Raw genomic sequence first — 17,384 nt, 5'->3', positions numbered from 1 at the left:
AATTTTATTGATTGATATTGGAAGCCATGATGACGTTTATTAATGCTACGCCTTTACCCTAAGTCCTAGGGCTGCAAGTTCATTGATTTCAGCTATGATATAAACAGGACTTACGCACTTTAAAGTAATTCTTTTTTGCCCATGAGTTCCGATCTAGTTCCTCTCCTGCCCAAAGTATCCATTGGCCGCCGCGCTGCTGCTTTCTGCATTGATACGATCGCCGTTGGGCTACCCAGTTTGCTTCTTGGTACAAATTCGATCGTCCAAATCATTTTTTTTGTTATACTCTGGCTGATCTTGCGAGTAGCCATCGTCAGGAAAAATAAAGGCCAAAGTCTCGGCCGCTGGGCTTTGGACATGAAAATTGTCGATCCCAGACTCGATCGCACTCCCGGCCTCCAAGAACTGTCGAAACGCGAGGCTGTGCTTGGCACCTGTGCAGCCCTAGCCTTCCTAGGTATAGGGGGACTCACATCCACCAATGCCGCCGTTTTGTTACTCCTATTACCCCTGGCGATCGACTGTAGCGTTGCTTTCACCGACACCGCCCGCTTTCCCCAGGCATTTCACGATCGCCTTGGTGGTACGATCGTCGTCGGCACCCGCCGTGGCTACTCCCTAGACATCAAAGTCAAAAGATTGCTTGACCAAGTGCACAGCAATGTGAGAAGATAATAAATTGTGTTTAAATTAGTCGAAATTTATTTAGAATTATGGCTAAAGGCGTCCGCATCATAATTACTCTAGAGTGTACTGAGTGCCGAACTAATGCGAGCAAACGCTCAAAAGGCGTTTCTCGGTACACCACGACCAAAAACCGTCGGAACACGACGGCGAGGCTAGAACTCAAAAAGTTCTGCCCCCATTGCAACAAGCACACTGGTCACAAAGAGATCAAGTAGTCATTAGTCATTAGTCAGTAGTCAGTAGTCATTTGTTATTTGTTAGTAACCAATGCCCAATGCCCAATGCCCAATGCCCAATGCCCAATGCCCAATTACCAATTCTCCAAAAAATGACTTACTTTCGCCGGCGTGTATCGCCAATTAAACCAGGAGATCCGATCGACTATAAAGATGTCGATTTACTCAAAAAATACGTCACCGAACGCGGTAAAATCCTGCCTCGGCGGATTACAGGCTTGACAGCCAAACAACAACGAGACCTGACCAGAAGCATCAAAAGAGCCAGAATTGTAGCTTTGATGCCCTTCGTCAACCAAGAAGGTTAATCGCATTTTGGATTTAAGATTTTAGATTTTGGACGGTCATAAAAACTAGGCAAAAGTAACGTTTTTACGTGATTTAACCAGAAAAAATACAATTCTCCAAAATCTAAAATCCCCAAGTCGAAACCAGACAAGTAGCCAATGTAAAAATCTAAAATATAAATTATATAACTGGCAAGTGGAGAAGGGAACCTTAGTAGAATTTAGACTGCACGGCGACCGCCGTCTAGCCGTTGCCGATCGCCCCGACGGCAAAAAAAACTGGGTGGTGGTAGACGAAAACGGTCAACCGCACAGCATACCGCCGAAACAAATCACCTACGAAATTGCCGGAGAAACCTACAAACCCTCGGACATCCCAAAATTTCATCAAGAAGTAGAAGTTTACTCAGATCCATCCAGTCTCGAAGTAGCTTGGGAATTGCTAGTAGGGGACGGAGAAGCCGCGGACCCGGAATCCTTAGCCATGCTACTATTTTCCGAAAAAACCCCAGCTCAGTGTTACGCAGCTTACTCTTTGTTGTCCACAGATAAATTGTATTTCAAGCAAAAGGGCGATCGCTACGAACCGCGTTCCCCAGCCCAAGTAGCAGAAATCAAACACCAGCAAGAAGTAGAACAGCAACGACATCAAGAAGCCCAAGGATTTTGGGATCGAGTCAAGCAGCGACTGGTCGGGGAAAATGTAGACTGGGCAAATAGCGATCGCCATCGCCTCGATGCCCTAGAAAGATTTGCCACCCTGGGAGAAGAAGCAACACACCGCACCCCAGCCCTAGAAACATTAGCCAGCCTAGAACGTCCCGAAACACCGGAAGCAGCCTTTCAACTATTAGTAGATCTCGGCCTGTGGAGTCACCACGAAAACCTGTTTTTGCGGCGTAGCCAAATTCCCCTACACTTACCTGCCAAGGTGTTAGAAGAAGCTCAACGCTGCCTAGAAAATCTCCCAAGCGATGCCGACACCAGTCGTTTCGATTTAACTCACCTCAAGGTTTACACCATCGACGATGAAAGCACTACAGAAATAGACGACGGACTCAGCTTAGAATTCCTGGAAAACGGCCAGCAGCGCCTGTGGATACACATCGCCGATCCCACCCGCTTACTCTCCCCCGGAGACGAACTCGACCTCGAAGCCCGGAAGCGCACCACCACAGTTTACCTGCCCACGGGGATGATACCCATGTTTCCCCCAGAGTTGGCAACCGGGCCAATGAGCTTAATTCAAGGTAAAGAGTGCAGCGCTCTCAGCTTCAGCGTCACCTTAGATGAAACTGGTGCAGTCCAAGATTACAGCATTCACATCAGCACCGTGAAACCTACCTACCGCTTAACCTACGATGAGGTAGACGAGATGCTGGAGTTGGGAATCCCAGGAGAACCGGAAATAGCTGCACTAGCATCCGCTGCCAAACTGCGGCAAAAATGGCGGGAAACCCAAGGCGCAATCAGCATTTTCATGCCCGAATCCGTCATCAAAGTCAAAGGCGATGACATCAACATTTATGTGATCGATGACTCCACCGCCCGATTGCTAGTAGCTGAAATGATGATCCTCGCGGGGGAAGTGGCAGCCCGCTACGGTCAAACTCACGGTCTAGCCATACCCTACCGCCATCAGCCCCAGCCAGAACTCCCACCAGAGGAAGAACTTTTAGCTGTGCCGGCAGGCCCCGCCCGTGCTTGTGCTGTGCGCCGCTGTATGCCCCGCAGCGAAATGAATCTCACCCCTGGAAGACACTCTAGTTTGGGTTTGGAAGCATACACTCAAGTTACTTCTCCCATCCGTCGTTATACCGATTTACTGACTCATTTCCAAATTAAAGCTCATCTGCGGGGCGAACCCCAGCCTTTTTCTGCTGAAGAAATGCAGGACATTGTGATGTGTCTGGGTACAGCAGTCAGAGAAGCTTCTAGTGTTGAACGCCAAACCAACCGCTATTGGGGATTGGAATATTTGCGGCGCAACCCAGATCAAGTCTGGGAAGCTTTAATGTTGCGCTGGCTGAGGGAAGATAGCAATCTCGGATTGATTTTGTTGGAAGAGTTGGGTTTAGAATTAGCTATGCGCTTTGGTCGATCGGTCGAAATAGGCGATCGATTTGAAGTTAAAGTCACTCATTGCGATCCGCGATCGGATGTAATTCAATTCCAAGAAGTAATTCTGCAAGCAGCGCCCTAGGATTTGGAGTTTGGGATTTGGGTGGCGTAAAACAGTAGAAATTTCCATCGGATGAAGGGACGACCATAGCGTAAAAAACCTGTTTTCTTTAGTTCTTCTGCGTAAGTCCTGATAGAGTAGGAAGTTAGTCAAAATTGCTACTGCTGACAGCAGCCGAGAAATCTCCCATCTCCAATCCCCAAATGCCTAATTCAATTAGCCAAGTTCAGCCACCCCTGGAATTCATCCCCCCAGCGTACAACCCCCTAATCGTCCAAGGCTGCCAACAAATACTCCCCTGGTGGCTGCGATTTCGGACAAATATTAGCGACATTAAAGCGGAAAATGTCGAAACCCTAGCGGAACTATTTCACCAATTTCAAAATCAGAAAGTTCGCTTCTTACTAGCCTTCCGCCACCCCAACTCAGACGATCCCTACTGTTTGGGACAACTGGTGTGGAAACTCGTACCCCAAGTGGCGCGCCAACAAGGGATTCCCCTGAAATTTCCCGTACATTCCCACTTTATCTACGATCGCGGAATTCCTCTCTGGGCTGGTGCGGGTGTAGGTTGGCTATACTCTCGACTCGGTGGAACTCCCATCGTTCGCGGTAAGATAGATCGAGCTGGATTGCGATCGGCCCGCGATTTATTTGCTAACAGCCAATTTCCCATCGCCGCGGCTCCTGAAGGAGCCACCAACGGTCACAATGAAATAGTTAGCCCCCTCGAACCAGGTATTGCTCAAATGGGATTCTGGTGCGTTGAAGATTTACGAAAAGCCGGACGCCCGGAAAAAGTGGTAATCGTACCACTTGGTATTCAATACCGCTATGTCCAGCCACCTTGGGAACAACTAGAAAAACTTTTAACTCAATTAGAAAATGATTGCGGATTAACAGCATTAGATAGTAACACTTTTGCCAATTTAGACACGAATCATCCCAATTCCGAAATTCACCCTTACAAATTTCAATATTTACGACTCATTAGATTGGGGAGTTATTTATTGTCAGTAATGGAACAGTTTTATCGGAGATTTTATCATCAAGATTTACCCCCACATCCAGACCAATTAGCATCAGAATTGATGCAGAATATTACCAGTGATAATTTGGATAATGAAGTGATAATTTCTCGATTAAAAGCACTTTTAGATGTGGCTTTACAAGTGGCTGAACAGTATTTTAACTTGAAGCCAAAAGGCAGTTTAATCGACAGATGCCGCCGATTGGAACAAGCAGGATGGGACTATATCTATCGAGAAGATATCAAAGATATTGCAGCACTTTGTCCCTTAGAAAGAGGATTAGCCGATCGCCTAGCCGAAGAAGCCAGTCTCCGAATGTGGCACATGAGACTCGTAGAAAGCTTCGTATCCGTTACGGGCAAATATGTACAAGAACAACTGACGGCAGAACGCCTCGCCGAAACAACTTTACTACTGTCCGACGTACTGGCTCGCATCAAAGGGGGAAATCCTTTCGGGCGACCGCATTTGGGGAAACAGCAAGTAACAATGACCGTGGGCGAACCGATATCTGTGGACGATCGCTCCGAGGGATATCAAACCAGTCGCAGAATAGCAGTTGCCGAGCTCACTCAAGACTTACAATCCGCTTTAGAAGGACTAATTAATTAGTCATTAGTCAGTAGTCTGTAGCGGTGCGGCTCAGCTTCGTTGAAGCGTCAGTAGTCAGTAGTCATTAGTCATTAAGCGATGCTATAAGGACGGGGTTCGCAACCCAATTTCCTGATAAACTTTGGAAAGAGGTCTGAGCCACCCCTAAAAAATTAACCCTTGATAATAACCCAGAAAAATAAGCAATGAGTAACAAACCTATCAATTTGTCTAGTAACTCAATAAAAATAAAACTGCTGAATTATTTAGCCCAAGAATTGCTGACTCCCCTCACTTCAGTTATTGGGATGGCCAGTGTGTTGAATCAAGAAATTTATGGCCCCCTAACAAGTAAGCAAAAAGAATATATCGATGTAATCCAAGATAGTAGTCGGTCTTTGCGATCGCTAGTTGAAGAAATTTTAGGACTCGCAGAATTGGATGAATCCAGTTTCACCGTCAAGCGAACCGCAGTAGATATAGAAACTTTGTGCCAGCAGGTTGTGACTAACCTATCGCAGCCCGCACATAAAAGAGAGCAAGAAATTAACCTGTCTATCAGTCCAGGGCCCCGTATTTGGCTGGCAGACAAAGAAAAAGTTCAGCAAATGCTCCACCACTTAATTTTTAGCGTAATTCAATCTGCTGGCGCAGGTAGCGTGATTCGAGTACACGTTGTTCGCAAAGATGATGGCATCAATATGGGAGTTTGGGTGTTTCACCCTTGGTTGGGAGAAAGTTTGCCCCATGCTAAACTCTACTCCGACCACTTGTTAAAACTTGAATCGAGTCACAGTTCCCCAGGGAACTCCCACAGCAAAGAATTGGGAATCGAATCTCAATATTCGCCAGCAGTACAAGCTTCCCAGCCATTAAAGCTTTCTTTCTCTGAGTTGGCAACTTTGGTAGCGGAAAATGCCGCGGATACCACACCAGTATTAGCTGGCTACGGGGATAGGGAGCGTTTGGGATTGCTGCTGTGCTGTCAGTTGGTGGAAATTCAAGGCGGTCAACTCTCAATTCAAGGAACGCCGGAATCTGGGTATCGCTATGTGCTTTCGCTTCCTTGCGTCAATGCTACTGATTTGTTGGAAAGGTAAAGTTAGTTGTGATTAATTATTAATTATTTGTTAGTTTCCTAACGAATAACTAATAATTAATAACTAATCACCAATAACCAGGCATCTCCAATCACCAATAACCACTTCCTAATTTTAAATTGAAATGAATTCAGTTTGGCAAAAATTAACTCTAGCAAACTTCCCACTTTTACAATGGCAAAATGGAAGTTATTTATTGAATGTCGCCATTGGCAATGCGCGAAGTTGGCGGCAAAGTAGCTGGCTGATGCAATGGGCAGAACCACTGGGTTTTGTATTGCTGGCTTTGACGTTTGGTTTGGGCCCCTTTGTCAACAATGCCCTGGTGGGTGTGTTGATGGCTGCTGGCGCTGCCTTTTGGGTGCTGCTGACGGTTTCCGACGATCGCGCGATCGCCCTGACACCGATTCACCTGCTAGTATTCCTGTACTGGGGCATTGCTACCGTCGCCACCGCCATGTCCCCAGTGAAAGCAGCAGCTTTTACAGGCTGGACGAAACTAACGCTGTATTTGCTGTTTTTTGCATTGATGGCTAGGATATTGCGATCGCCCCGTTGGCGATCGTGGTTAATCGCCGTGTTTTTGAACGTCTCTCTCATCGTCAGTTTCTACGGCGTGCGACAGTGGATTGATAAAGTGCCACCCCTAGCTACTTGGAACGATCCCACTTCTAGTCAAGCAAATGTCACGCGAGTTTACAGTTTTTTAGGAAATCCCAACTTGCTTGGTTCCTATCTGCTACCGGCAATTGCATTGAGTGCAGCAGCACTTTTTGTGTGGAAAGGATGGGGAACTAAAGCCTTGGCACTAACGATGTTAGTCGTCAATTGCGCCTGTTTGCGCTACACCGACAGCCGTGGGGCTTGGATCGGTTTTGTAGCTTTACTGGTAGTGTTTTTAATCCTGCTGTGGTATTGGTATAGTCCTTTAATGCCTCGGTTATGGCGCACTTTAGCCCTGCCGTTGGGGTTAGGAGGTTTAGCTATGGCGTTAATTTTGGGAGTAGTTTTAGTAGCACCCCTGCGGGAAAGAGTGACGAGTATGTTTATCGGCCGCGGTGACAGCAGCAACAATTTTCGGATTAATGTTTGGACTGCGGTGATTGACATGATTCGCGATCGACCAATTCTCGGCATTGGTCCGGGCAACACTGCTTTTAATAAAGTTTATCCACTGTATATGAAGCCGAAATACACGGCTTTGAGTGCTTATTCGGTGCTTCTAGAAATAGCGGTAGAAACTGGTTTTATCGGTTTGACTTGTTTTCTGTGGCTGCTGAGTGTCACCATCAATCAAGGTTTGTTGCAGATCAAAAATCTGCGAGATGCGCAATTTCAGCAGCTTAACTCCCAGGAAGAATCCCCAAGTCCCAAATCCAATCAGGGGTTTTGGTTGATAGCGGCGATCGCCACTTTAGTCGGCATGATGGCCCACGGTTTTTTCGATACAGTTTGGTATCGACCAGAAGTCAATATGCTGTGGTGGTTGATGGTAGCGATTATTGCCAGTTTTTACAGAAATTCCCCGCAGCCAGATTCAGCCTTGACTAACGCAGAGTAGAAGTTTAGTAGACATCTCCCAAAAAGATATTCAAGAACAGGTATCATGCCTGTTCCACAACAATTATGGGAGATGTCTATTGATCCACCGATGAATCGTTAGGCTTGTATCCCGGCTGTTTTCGCTCATCTAAACCCGAATCCCTCAGCGAAATTACACTTCTTTGACTGGGTGACAATCGATCGCCCCCTCGACTCCTACCCCCAGACAGTGGCGATTTTCGAGTTAAAGTTTTCCAAGCAGCCTTAACCCCAGTCACCAGGCTACGAGTTGTAACTTGGACATTGTACGCTTGCTTTTTGGCAGTACCAAGACTGCGATCGACTTGCTTGACAACTTCCCCCGCACTTTGCACCCCTTCACTGACATCATCCGTCAATTCGCTAATTTCCAGCCCCGTTAACCTAATGGCATCCAAAGTCGGCGGAAATTCACGACAAAGGGTATCAGCGAGCTTTTCCACGCTGTGCGCTGCCCGCGTCAAGGCTTGCACCGCAGGTATGAGAGTCACTAACACAGCCGTTAAACTGACTGCCACTAGCAAAATCGAAAGTCCTAACCAAAAGATGGGTTCGCGCACTGGAATCTCGGATTGGGGGTTTGGGAATTTATATGTGGGTCTAATTTTACTTGATTGTGTGGATCGGTCCCAAATGTAGTCCCGAACAGTTGTGGAATTAGCGTCGCTCCGGCGACGGGGAAGTCTCTGTGGCTTCAGTTTCCGAGAGTGTTTGGCGTTCCCGCTGAGTAGCCTCCAAACCGGCGGCGATCGCCTCTTTAAGTCTAATCAAAGTTTCGTCCCAATGGACCAGTGCCGATTCCGAAAGTCGATCGGCTTGCAATTGTACGCTAGTTGATAAATCTTCGGCTAACGCAGGCACAGCCTCGGCCGATTTTTTCAAAATCTGCCGCGTCTGCTTGCCCGTTCTCGGTGCCATCAGCAAGCCCGTCAGAGCCCCGATGGCTGAACCCACCAGCAAGCCACCAATAAATAATCCTGAACGTTTATTTGACATTGCGATCGCAACCTCCAAAACTATACTTTTACCACCTATAAATATAATAATTTCCGATTACCTTAATGGTCGATCGCGCCGCCGCCAAAGCATTCGCCCCAAACCTAGCAATCCCAAAAGTTGCTGAAGTTGTTGAAGTTGCCATTCCAGTTGTTGATAATTGCGCCGCAACTGGTGAGCACGTTGTTGCTTTCTAGCAAAGAAATTAGGTGATTTGGCAAGGACATTGGTGCTACAGCGCTCCAGGGCGGTGATTCTCGCTTCACAAAGTGCGATCGTCCTACCCATTCGCCATATTTTCCCAGCTATATAAAAGCAAACCAGAGATATAAATACATTGATGATTATGACAGCAGCCAGCATTTTTCACCTGTTTTTAACTAGCCCATTTACCTTTTGGTAACAGAGAAGATACCCGCCCCACAATAATTTTTTCTAGATTGTGGAACAGGCATCTTGCCTGTTGACAAAAATCAGCCTCAATCTCAGCTTAAATTTTTTAAACTTGAGACATTGCAGGCAAACAAACCTTTGTACCGCCCAAACCGCAATAGCCGTTAGGGTTTTTAGCCAGATACTGCTGATGATAGCTTTCTGCGTAATAAAACTCAGGAGCGTCAATAATCTCAGTAGTAATATTGCCGTAACCGGCTGCCTTGAGAGCTTGCTGGTAAGCATCCCGCGATGCTTCAGCTAGCTGCTTTTGGGTAGCTGAATAAGTGTAAATTCCCGATCGATACTGAGTGCCAGAATCATTTCCCTGACGCATTCCTTGAGTCGGATTGTGACTTTCCCAAAAAACTTTTAGCAGCGTTTCGTAACTAACTTTTTGGGGTTCGAAGACAACCAGAACCACTTCATTGTGTCCCGTCATCCCGCTACAAACCTCGTTGTAAGTAGGATTTGGAGTAATCCCAGCCGCATAACCAACTGCGGTTGAAAAAACTCCATCTTGCTGCCAAAACTTGCGTTCGGCTCCCCAAAAACAGCCCAGACCAAACATAGCAGTTTCCATGCCGTTGGCAAAAGGAGGTTTCAGCGGATTGCCGTTAACAAAGTGAGTTGCCGGTACCGGCATCGACTCTGCCCGTCCCGGCAATGCGTCCTGGGGAGAGGGCAGGCTCGACTTTTTACCAAATCCAAATAGCACCATAGGTTTGTGAGGGGGCTCTGTGATAAACATCTTTACCTTACTTAATCATATCAGATGTACAGTTAAAATAGTGGCACTATCGAAGTTAAAAGCGATCGCCTATAAGCTAAGTTTAATTTTCGTTTTTTTAGCAAGTGACATCTATCACTAAAAAAACGGTAATAGATCGCATTAAGCCTGTGCTATGTATCACCTAAAACTGTAGGATTTATCACATTTTTTTGACAGATAAATCACAAGTATTTAATTTAAAATCTGCGATTATCATAAATATCAAGTTATTTTTTGATTCAGGATCGGTTCTTAGGAGTGTATCAAAATGCTTTTAACCTCAGCGACTAAACCTTTGAAATCTAATCCCTTTATTACTTACCGCGATCCCATGACAGGCAAGTGGGTAGTGGTAAATCAGAATTTACCGATAGCAGCGTCCAACTCCAACACAGTTGCAGCTTAACTGGTAAAAATAATTGTCAATCATCTAGAATAACGAAAAAATTGAAAATCAATAGAATATCTAGAACCCCAACTTATGCAAGGAGTTGGGGTTCTAGATATTTTGCGACTACTATAATAAGCATTAAAATATATCTTCCCAGTTGGTAGTGAAGACTAAAGTTTTCACTACCAACTAATTTATAACACCTCTCGTCCCAAATAGGATTGGAGGACTTCCGGCACTTTTATAGTCCCGTCTGGCTGCTGATAATTCTCTAAAATTGCCGCCATTGTACGACCCACAGCTAAACCCGAACCGTTAAGCGCGTGCACGAATTGAGTACCTTTTTTGCCCGCTTCTTTAAAGCGAATATTTGCTCGCCGTGCCTGAAAATCTGCGACGTTGGAACAACTGGAAATCTCCCGGTATTTGCCCGCAGAAGGCAGCCACACCTCTAAATCATAGGTTTTTGCCGCCGCGAAACCTAAATCGCCCGTACAGAGTTCGATCGTCCGATAAGGCAATTTCAACGCCTGCAAAACTCCTTCGGCATCCTGGACTAACTTTTCGTGTTCCTCCGGGGATGTACTCGGATGCACCAGTTTCACCAATTCAACTTTATTAAATTGGTGCAATCTAATTAATCCCCTCGTATCTTTGCCATAACTGCCGGCTTCCCGCCGAAAACAAGGAGTGTAAGAACAGTGATGAATTGGCAACTGTTCTGCTGTCAAGATTTCACCTCGATACAGATTGACAACCGGAACTTCGGAAGTCGGAATTAGCCACAAATCGTCTTGGTCGCATTTAAAACTTTCTTCGGCAAATTTGGGTAATTGACCCGTAGCTGTGAGAGATTCGGTGTTGACTAAAAATGGGGGAATTACTTCTACATAACCTGCTTTTGTGTGCGTATCGAGCATGAATTGAATAATCGCTCTTTCTAGGGCTGCGCCTGCTCCAATTAAGCTGACAAAACGAGGTTGAGAGATTTTGACAGCGCGTTCAAAGTTGAGTATTCCTAATTTTTCGCCGATTTCCCAGTGCGGTAAAATCGCCGTATTTTGGGGAATGTATTCGTCTCCCCAGCGCCGTATTTCGATGTTTTCATCTTCATTTTTGCCGATGGGGGTTGACTTAGCTGGTAAGTTCGGCAAGGGCAATAATAGAGCTTCTATTTGAGCTTTTAGGTCTTTTTCCTGTGCTTGCAGTTCGTTGGACTCTGTTCCCACTGCATTGCCTTCTGCTTGCAATGCTTGAACTTCGGGAGATTCTAGGGTTAAACCCGATTTTCTTTTTTGACCGATGAGTTTGGCAATTTCGTTGCTGCGGGCTTGCAGTTGCGATCGCTTCCCTTCCAACTCTCGCTGCTGCTTGTCTAGTTGCACGATGGGCTCGATTTCATAGTTGCCTCCGCGAGTGTTGAGGCTTTCTTGGACAGCTTGGGGATTTTCTCGGATTAATTTTAGGTCTAGCACAGATTTATTCTAAATCTTCAATTCTAAATTAGCAACAACAGAACTAGGGGAAATACAAGTTTTGTCAATGATTTCTCCGGTCAACTATAACTTATTCTCATTGATTTTGAGTTACTGGTGTCACCCATGAGGGGTTATACCCCACAAAAAGTGCTATACTCGAAACATATTAGTAGATGCACCCTGATATTTTTCTACCCCAGCCAGCAATGGCCGGGTTTTTTGTGTCTGTGGACAGTTGACAGTTGACTTCCGGTTGTGTCGGAATGATTTAACCGTGAAGGCGCGAAGCAAGAGAGGAGAGAGTTTAATACAGGATGATGAAGAGAGGATTTTATATGACTCTTCGACGAAGCTGAACTCGCCAGCGGGCGCAGCAGTTGACAGTTTTCCACTGATAATCATAGAAGATGCGATCGCCAAATTATCTATTCTGCTTCCTAGAAATCTTTTCCAGCGAAGGCGGGATTCAATCCTATGTTAAAGACATTCTGAAAGCTTACCTGTCTGTTAGCGCAGGGGCAAACTGTCCGCCAACAGCAGAAGTTTTTTTGTTGCGAGATTCCCCAAATTGCCACAATCCCTTCGAGTCAAAAAATCTCAAGTTTTCTTACCTCAAAACTGAGCCAGTTTGGTTTGGTCGTCTGAATTTTGCAGCTAAAATACTGATTAACTTAGTTCAAAAACGCCCTGAACGAGTTTTCTGCGGTCACATTAACCTCGCACCGCTGATTCAAACTTTGTGCGAACCTTTAGGAATTCCTTACACGATTTTAACTTATGGTAAGGAAGTTTGGGAAACACTGCCGCCTAAATATCAAATAGCCATGAACAAAGCTGATAGTATTTGGACTATTAGCAGGTATACCCGCGATCGCACTTGCTACAATAATCACTTAAGTCCTGAAAAATTCCACCTAGTCCCTTGTATAGTCGATGAAAATTTATTTACGATCGGTCCCAAATCGGAGGATTTATTGGTAAAATATAATCTGACTGGTGCTAAAGTATTGATGACTGTCGCCAGATTGCGATCGACTGATATTTACAAAGGTGTAGATATCACAATTAAAGCTTTGCCACAAATAGCGCTAACTTTCCCGAATGTGAAATACTTAGTGATTGGACGCGGAGACGATGAATCGAGATTAGCCAAAATTGCAGCAGATTTGGGAGTGGCTGAAAGAGTAATATTTGCCGGTTTTGTACCCACCGAAAATTTAGCATCACATTACCGACTTGCTGATGCTTACGTGATGCCTTCTTGGGAAGGATTTGGTATAGTTTACTTGGAAGCACTTGCTTGCGGAATACCCGTACTGGCGGGAGATGCCGACGGTTCAGCCGAGCCGCTGCAAGATGGTAAACTGGGATGGCGAGTTCCTCACCGCAATCCCGGCGCAGTAGCAGTTGCTTGTATAGAAATGCTTCAGGGGGAGGATAAAAGGTGCGATCGCCACTGGTTGAGGGAACAAACCATAGTAGAGTTTAGTTTTGGAGCCCTTTGTCAATCGATCGCAAAAAATTTTAATATATTTGGGCCAGATAAACTGGTGTGAGAATACCCAAAGCCCCGCAGCACTTTCAGAAGTCGGGGATATAACAGAATATAATAGTGGTTTCGGGAGGTAGAATGGAAAAATTAACTCCAAGACTACTGAGAATTTATTGGTTAGGATAGAACTATGCCTACCTGCAAAGACACCCAAGGAGACCATCGTGAACCAAGGCACCCCCAAAATTTCTTTAAAGCTACCCGCTATTAGCAATTGGCTGATACTCTTGGGCATCGCGTGGCTGTTTGCGTCACTGGGTTTGGGTTGGGTAGTTAAATCGATTTTTATTTTAGTAGGTTTTTTGCTACTGACACCTGTGGTTGCTTTTTTTTGCCTCCAGTGGTGGCTGAAACGCAACTTAGTTGAAGGTAAATGTCCCGTCTGTGAGTATGAATTTACAGCGTTAAATCAAACTCAGTGTCAGTGTGCCAACTGCGGTGAACCTTTGAAGGTAGAACAAGGTCATTTTAGTAGGTTGACACCGCCCGGTACGATCGATGTTACCGCGGTTGAAGTGTCAGCGGTGCAACAGTTGGAAGAATAGTGATTGGTGATTGGTGATTGGTTAGCGGATAAACGCAGTCGTTGGCCACTGCCCACCGCCCATAACAAATAACCAATAACAAATAACCAATAACAAATAACCAATAACAAATAACAAACAACCAATAACAAATAACAAATTTTACTTTTCCAAACGAACTGCGTACCACTGCAAAAACTTTCCAGGCCCAACATCTAATTCACAATAAGTATTAATTAAATACTGGGCTTGCTCTTCCACAGAAGATATTTTTTGGACATCAGGGGGCAACTCTTCCTGGGGAGATGCTAAAATAGCTCTGAGCTTTTCTAATAATTCCGCAACGGTCAAAAACTGCTCTGGCTGATTTGTTTCTAGCACTACAAACGTATCTTCATCATACAGTGACATAGTTTCAGAGGTTGAGGTTAATTATTTCTAAAGTTTTGTGGAATTAGGCGATCGAACTATAAAGTCTTATTGAGAGCGGCAAGGCCCAAGGGCCCGATCGTGTTACAATTAAGCACTGTCAGAATTCCTATCGGATTACCGTTATTAACTTAGTTGTTAACAGAGCCGATCCAGCACTTCTGAGGAAATTTGTCAAGTGCAAATTTGTCAAGTGTCAAATTGTCAAGAAATATTCGATCGATCCTTATCTAATTATAACGGATACTATACATTCCATGACTACATCTTCCACTTCAGCGCCAGTGGCGCGCAAACCCTCTAAATCCGAAGGCCTCAAAGAACGGAGCAACTATTTACGAGAACCCGTTGCGACAGAATTGTTACAAGAAACCACCCACTTCACCGAAGACGGGATTCAGATTCTCAAATTTCACGGCTCCTACCAGCAAGACAACCGCGACAATCGAGTTAAAGGCCAAGAAAAAGACTATCAGTTCATGCTGCGCACCCGCAATCCCGGCGGTTTCGTGCCCCCGCAGCTATACCTCACCCTAGACAAGCTATCGGAAGAATACGGCAACCACACCCTCCGCGTCACCACACGCCAAGGCTTCCAAATCCACGGCGTGCTCAAGAAAAATCTTAAAGCAGTGTTTTCCTCAATTATTAAAAATATGGGGTCAACCTTGGGAGCTTGTGGGGACTTAAACCGCAACGTTATGGCACCACCAGCACCGTACAAAAATCGGCCAGAATACCAGTATGCACTGCAATACGCCAATAATGTGGCCGATTTGCTGACACCGCAAACGGGAGCTTATTACGAAATTTGGCTGGATGGGGAAAAAGCTATTAGTGCTCAAGAAGATCCCGCGGTCAAAGCAGCCAGACAGTCAAATGGCAATGGTACAATATTCCACGACGATCGCGAAGAACCGATTTACGGCCAGCACTATATGCCGCGGAAGTTTAAATGTTCCGTGACAGTACCGGGAGATAATTCCGTTGACTTATACTCTCAGGATTTGAGCTTAGTAGTATTTACCAATAAAGCTGGGGAGTTGGAAGGTTTTAACGTGTTTGCTGGCGGTGGTTTGGGCCGCACTCACAATAAAGAAGAGACGTTTGCGCGGGTTGCCGATGAGATTTGCTATGTTGCCAAAGATGATGTTTACAATTTGGTCAAGGCAATTGTAGCAACTCAAAGAGATTTTGGCGATCGCACAGACAGAAGACACGCCCGACTGAAATACCTGATTCACGACAAAGGTGTAAAGTGGTTCCAGGAAAAAGTAGCCACCTATTTTGGCAAGCCACTAGAACCCTTTAAACCCTTGCCAGAATGGAAGTATTTCGATTTTTTGGGGTGGCACGAACAAGGAGACGGTAAACTGTTTTTAGGCATTTCTGTAGAAAATGGCCGGATTAAAGATGAAGGCTCATTTCAGCTAAAAACCGCCTTGCGGGAAATCGTGCAGAAATATAACTTGCCGATATTGGTGACACCGCACCAAAACGTGCTGATTTACGATATTTCACCAGATATCAAACAGGAAATTCAGGGGATTCTATCACGGTGTGGGATTCAAGGCGAAACTGCGATCGACCCCTTAGTCCGCTATGCTATGGCTTGTCCTGCGATGCCGACTTGCGGGTTAGCGATTACCGAATCAGAGCGCGTGATACCGAGCATTTTAGCCAGAATTCGGGCGCTGTTGACCAAAGTCGGCTTAGAAAACGAACATTTTGTAGTCCGAATGACTGGTTGCCCCAATGGATGCGCCCGCCCTTATATGGCAGAATTGGGATTTGTCGGGAGCTCGCCGGAATCTTACCAGATTTGGCTAGGCGGTTCTCCTGAACAAACGAGGCTGGCAAAACCAATTGAGGAAAAGCTGCACGTCAACGACTTTGAAGCTTTTCTAGAGCCAATTTTTGTTTATTTTAAACAAAAACAGCAACAAAGTGAGAGTTTTGGCAATTTTTGCGATCGCGTCGGGTTAGAATCTATCCGTCAATTTATAACCAACTACCAATCTGCTGACTCGATGATAACTGAGATTAATGAATTAGAAGTTACGTCTAGTAACGAAAATGAGAACGAGACAGCCGCGGCTACTGGTAAAGTCCGTCGCCGAATTAGCGTTCGCGATGAAATTTACAACGAGCTCAAAGAAGAAGCAGCCCGTCAGGGTAAGCCAATCACGCAGCTAGCGACAGAAGCAATTTCAAATTATTTGAACAAGATTAAGGAGGAAGCATAAGCCAATTTCCGATTGTCTGCAATAGACCTCTGAAAAAAATAGTATAAAGGCAAAGCATTTGCATAAAAAAACCTTGAATTTATCCAATAATTCCCGTGGTTATAAATGCTTTGCCTTTCTCCTCTCTTCCTCTGCGTTCTCTGCGCTCTCTGCGGTTAAATAAAAAAAATCTAATCAAAAACGAGCAATCAAAAATTAAATGGCTCAATTACAAAGATTAGCAGTTAATACCCCAAAAAAATCAGACAAATCGATAGACTTAAACACCGAACAAAAGCATTATTTACATCGCGTACTCAGATTACAAGCAGGCGACAAATTTATTGCAATGGACGGCAGAGGGCATTGGTGGCTAGCAGTCCTAGAAGCCCAGGAAACAGGGTTAATTGCGTCAATAATAGAAGAAATAGCCATAAACAAGGAACTTGCCGTCGAGGTGAGTTTGATGGCCGCCTTGCCCAAAGGAAACGGGTTTGATGAGGTTGTCAGACAGGCCACAGAGTTAGGTGTGGCAAGCATTGTACCGGTGACTAGCGATCGCACTTTGCTAAAACCGAGTCCTCAAAAAGTCGATCGCTGGAGGCGCATTGCAGCCGAGGCAGCGGAACAGTCCGAACGTCAATTTGTCCCCACGATCTTTGAGCCTATTTCCTTTGATTTAGCGGTGAAAGATTGCAGTCAAAAAAATCGATATATATGTTGTGCTCGCGGGGACAATCGCCATTTGTGGGATTGTTTGATGGAATTAGAACCCCCCCAGCCCCCCTTGGTAAGGGGGGAGCAAGAATTAGAACCCCCCCAGCCCCCCTTGGTAAGGGGGGAGCAAGAATTAGAACCCCCCCAGCCCCCCTTGGTAAGGGGGGAGCAAG

At 45.5% G+C, this 17,384-nt stretch carries 18 protein-coding genes; 12 read left to right on the top strand and 6 right to left on the bottom strand.

The window, feature by feature from the left end; translation table 11 throughout:
- Nucleotides 1–141 precede the first annotated feature (141 nt).
- The 7 genes from AAFP14_RS23165 to AAFP14_RS23135 all read left to right on the top strand — a co-directional run bounded on the left by AAFP14_RS23165 (nucleotide 142) and on the right by AAFP14_RS23135 (nucleotide 7,675).
- Nucleotides 142–675 (top strand): RDD family protein, encoded by a 534-nt coding sequence (locus AAFP14_RS23165; RefSeq protein ID WP_341734543.1) that lies wholly within the window; start codon nucleotides 142–144, stop codon nucleotides 673–675.
- 38 nt (nucleotides 676–713) lie between these two features.
- Nucleotides 714–902, top strand: coding sequence for a 50S ribosomal protein L33 (rpmG, locus tag AAFP14_RS23160; RefSeq protein ID WP_265238844.1), 189 nt, complete (start codon nucleotides 714–716; stop codon nucleotides 900–902).
- A gap of 113 nt (nucleotides 903–1,015) precedes the next feature.
- Nucleotides 1,016–1,231 (top strand): 30S ribosomal protein S18, encoded by a 216-nt coding sequence (gene rpsR, locus AAFP14_RS23155; protein ID WP_006631377.1) that lies wholly within the window; start codon nucleotides 1,016–1,018, stop codon nucleotides 1,229–1,231.
- 175 nt (nucleotides 1,232–1,406) lie between these two features.
- Nucleotides 1,407–3,413, top strand: coding sequence for a ribonuclease catalytic domain-containing protein (locus tag AAFP14_RS23150; protein WP_341734542.1), 2,007 nt, complete (start codon nucleotides 1,407–1,409; stop codon nucleotides 3,411–3,413).
- A 182-nt stretch (nucleotides 3,414–3,595) separates the two neighbouring features.
- Nucleotides 3,596–5,035, top strand: a complete 1,440-nt coding sequence (locus tag AAFP14_RS23145) for a 1-acyl-sn-glycerol-3-phosphate acyltransferase (protein ID WP_341734541.1) — start codon at nucleotides 3,596–3,598, stop codon at nucleotides 5,033–5,035.
- Between the two features lie 185 nt (nucleotides 5,036–5,220).
- On the top strand, nucleotides 5,221–6,114 hold the full coding sequence (locus tag AAFP14_RS23140) for a sensor histidine kinase (RefSeq protein WP_341734540.1): 894 nt from the start codon (nucleotides 5,221–5,223) through the stop codon (nucleotides 6,112–6,114).
- Nucleotides 6,115–6,238: 124 nt separating this feature from the next.
- Nucleotides 6,239–7,675, top strand: coding sequence for an IctB family putative bicarbonate transporter (locus AAFP14_RS23135; protein WP_341734539.1), 1,437 nt, complete (start codon nucleotides 6,239–6,241; stop codon nucleotides 7,673–7,675).
- A 76-nt stretch (nucleotides 7,676–7,751) separates the two neighbouring features.
- Here AAFP14_RS23135 and AAFP14_RS23130 read toward each other — a convergent pair whose 3' ends face one another.
- The 4 genes from AAFP14_RS23130 to msrA all read right to left on the bottom strand — a co-directional run bounded on the left by AAFP14_RS23130 (nucleotide 7,752) and on the right by msrA (nucleotide 9,844).
- Complete coding sequence (locus AAFP14_RS23130) at nucleotides 7,752–8,255, bottom strand: DUF948 domain-containing protein (RefSeq protein WP_341734538.1); 504 nt, start codon at nucleotides 8,253–8,255, stop codon at nucleotides 7,752–7,754.
- Between the two features lie 97 nt (nucleotides 8,256–8,352).
- Nucleotides 8,353–8,691, bottom strand: coding sequence for a YtxH domain-containing protein (locus tag AAFP14_RS23125; protein ID WP_341734537.1), 339 nt, complete (start codon nucleotides 8,689–8,691; stop codon nucleotides 8,353–8,355).
- 57 nt (nucleotides 8,692–8,748) lie between these two features.
- A complete protein-coding gene (locus tag AAFP14_RS23120; RefSeq protein WP_341734536.1) occupies nucleotides 8,749–8,979 on the bottom strand; it encodes a hypothetical protein in 231 nt (76 codons plus the stop codon).
- 211 nt (nucleotides 8,980–9,190) lie between these two features.
- Nucleotides 9,191–9,844: a peptide-methionine (S)-S-oxide reductase MsrA gene (gene msrA / locus AAFP14_RS23115; protein WP_341734535.1), complete on the bottom strand. Its 654-nt coding sequence runs from the start codon at nucleotides 9,842–9,844 to the stop codon at nucleotides 9,191–9,193.
- 319 nt (nucleotides 9,845–10,163) lie between these two features.
- Here msrA and AAFP14_RS23110 point away from each other — a divergent pair, with 319 nt between their 5' ends.
- The gene (locus AAFP14_RS23110) at nucleotides 10,164–10,301 is read left to right on the top strand and encodes a hypothetical protein (protein ID WP_341734534.1); all 138 of its coding nucleotides are present in this window, start codon (nucleotides 10,164–10,166) and stop codon (nucleotides 10,299–10,301) included.
- A 179-nt stretch (nucleotides 10,302–10,480) separates the two neighbouring features.
- Here the strand turns inward: AAFP14_RS23110 and serS are convergent, their stop codons facing one another.
- Nucleotides 10,481–11,761: a serine--tRNA ligase gene (gene serS, locus AAFP14_RS23105; RefSeq protein ID WP_341734533.1), complete on the bottom strand. Its 1,281-nt coding sequence runs from the start codon at nucleotides 11,759–11,761 to the stop codon at nucleotides 10,481–10,483.
- 410 nt (nucleotides 11,762–12,171) lie between these two features.
- On the opposite strand from serS, the gene AAFP14_RS23100 reads away from it, so the two are divergent.
- Nucleotides 12,172–13,320, top strand: coding sequence for a glycosyltransferase family 4 protein (locus tag AAFP14_RS23100; protein WP_341734532.1), 1,149 nt, complete (start codon nucleotides 12,172–12,174; stop codon nucleotides 13,318–13,320).
- A gap of 160 nt (nucleotides 13,321–13,480) precedes the next feature.
- The gene (locus tag AAFP14_RS23095; RefSeq protein WP_341734531.1) at nucleotides 13,481–13,861 is read left to right on the top strand and encodes a DUF2614 family zinc ribbon-containing protein; all 381 of its coding nucleotides are present in this window, start codon (nucleotides 13,481–13,483) and stop codon (nucleotides 13,859–13,861) included.
- A 141-nt stretch (nucleotides 13,862–14,002) separates the two neighbouring features.
- Here AAFP14_RS23095 and AAFP14_RS23090 read toward each other — a convergent pair whose 3' ends face one another.
- The gene (locus AAFP14_RS23090; RefSeq protein WP_340525760.1) at nucleotides 14,003–14,251 is read right to left on the bottom strand and encodes a CRR7 family NDH-1 assembly protein; all 249 of its coding nucleotides are present in this window, start codon (nucleotides 14,249–14,251) and stop codon (nucleotides 14,003–14,005) included.
- A 275-nt stretch (nucleotides 14,252–14,526) separates the two neighbouring features.
- Between AAFP14_RS23090 and sir the strand changes: the two genes are divergently transcribed.
- Both sir and AAFP14_RS23080 read left to right on the top strand, forming a co-directional pair.
- On the top strand, nucleotides 14,527–16,515 hold the full coding sequence (sir, locus tag AAFP14_RS23085) for a sulfite reductase, ferredoxin dependent (protein ID WP_341734530.1): 1,989 nt from the start codon (nucleotides 14,527–14,529) through the stop codon (nucleotides 16,513–16,515).
- 199 nt (nucleotides 16,516–16,714) lie between these two features.
- A partial coding sequence (locus AAFP14_RS23080) for an RsmE family RNA methyltransferase (RefSeq protein WP_341734529.1) occupies nucleotides 16,715–17,384 on the top strand: 670 nt, incomplete at its 3' end.

The organism is Microcoleus sp. EPA2, from assembly GCA_020882975.1.
Classification (GTDB): Bacteria; Cyanobacteriota; Cyanobacteriia; order Cyanobacteriales; family Microcoleaceae; genus Microcoleus.
This window is presented reverse-complemented; position numbering and strand designations above follow the sequence as displayed.

Excerpts from the sequence above, each read along its gene's own strand:
- AAFP14_RS23145 (WP_341734541.1), top strand. The coding sequence starts at position 3,596 with ATGCCTAATTCAATTAGCCAAGTTCAGCCACCCCTGGAATTCATCCCC.
- AAFP14_RS23125 (WP_341734537.1), bottom strand. The coding sequence starts at position 8,691 with ATGTCAAATAAACGTTCAGGATTATTTATTGGTGGCTTGCTGGTGGGT.
- rpmG (WP_265238844.1), top strand. The coding sequence starts at position 714 with ATGGCTAAAGGCGTCCGCATCATAATTACTCTAGAGTGTACTGAGTGC.
- AAFP14_RS23135 (WP_341734539.1), top strand. The coding sequence starts at position 6,239 with ATGAATTCAGTTTGGCAAAAATTAACTCTAGCAAACTTCCCACTTTTA.
- AAFP14_RS23120 (WP_341734536.1), bottom strand. The coding sequence starts at position 8,979 with ATGGGTAGGACGATCGCACTTTGTGAAGCGAGAATCACCGCCCTGGAG.
- sir (WP_341734530.1), top strand. The coding sequence starts at position 14,527 with ATGACTACATCTTCCACTTCAGCGCCAGTGGCGCGCAAACCCTCTAAA.
- AAFP14_RS23140 (WP_341734540.1), top strand. The coding sequence starts at position 5,221 with ATGAGTAACAAACCTATCAATTTGTCTAGTAACTCAATAAAAATAAAA.
- rpsR (WP_006631377.1), top strand. The coding sequence starts at position 1,016 with ATGACTTACTTTCGCCGGCGTGTATCGCCAATTAAACCAGGAGATCCG.
- AAFP14_RS23100 (WP_341734532.1), top strand. The coding sequence starts at position 12,172 with ATGCGATCGCCAAATTATCTATTCTGCTTCCTAGAAATCTTTTCCAGC.
- AAFP14_RS23110 (WP_341734534.1), top strand. The coding sequence starts at position 10,164 with ATGCTTTTAACCTCAGCGACTAAACCTTTGAAATCTAATCCCTTTATT.
- AAFP14_RS23090 (WP_340525760.1), bottom strand. The coding sequence starts at position 14,251 with ATGTCACTGTATGATGAAGATACGTTTGTAGTGCTAGAAACAAATCAG.
- msrA (WP_341734535.1), bottom strand. The coding sequence starts at position 9,844 with ATGGTGCTATTTGGATTTGGTAAAAAGTCGAGCCTGCCCTCTCCCCAG.
- AAFP14_RS23165 (WP_341734543.1), top strand. The coding sequence starts at position 142 with ATGAGTTCCGATCTAGTTCCTCTCCTGCCCAAAGTATCCATTGGCCGC.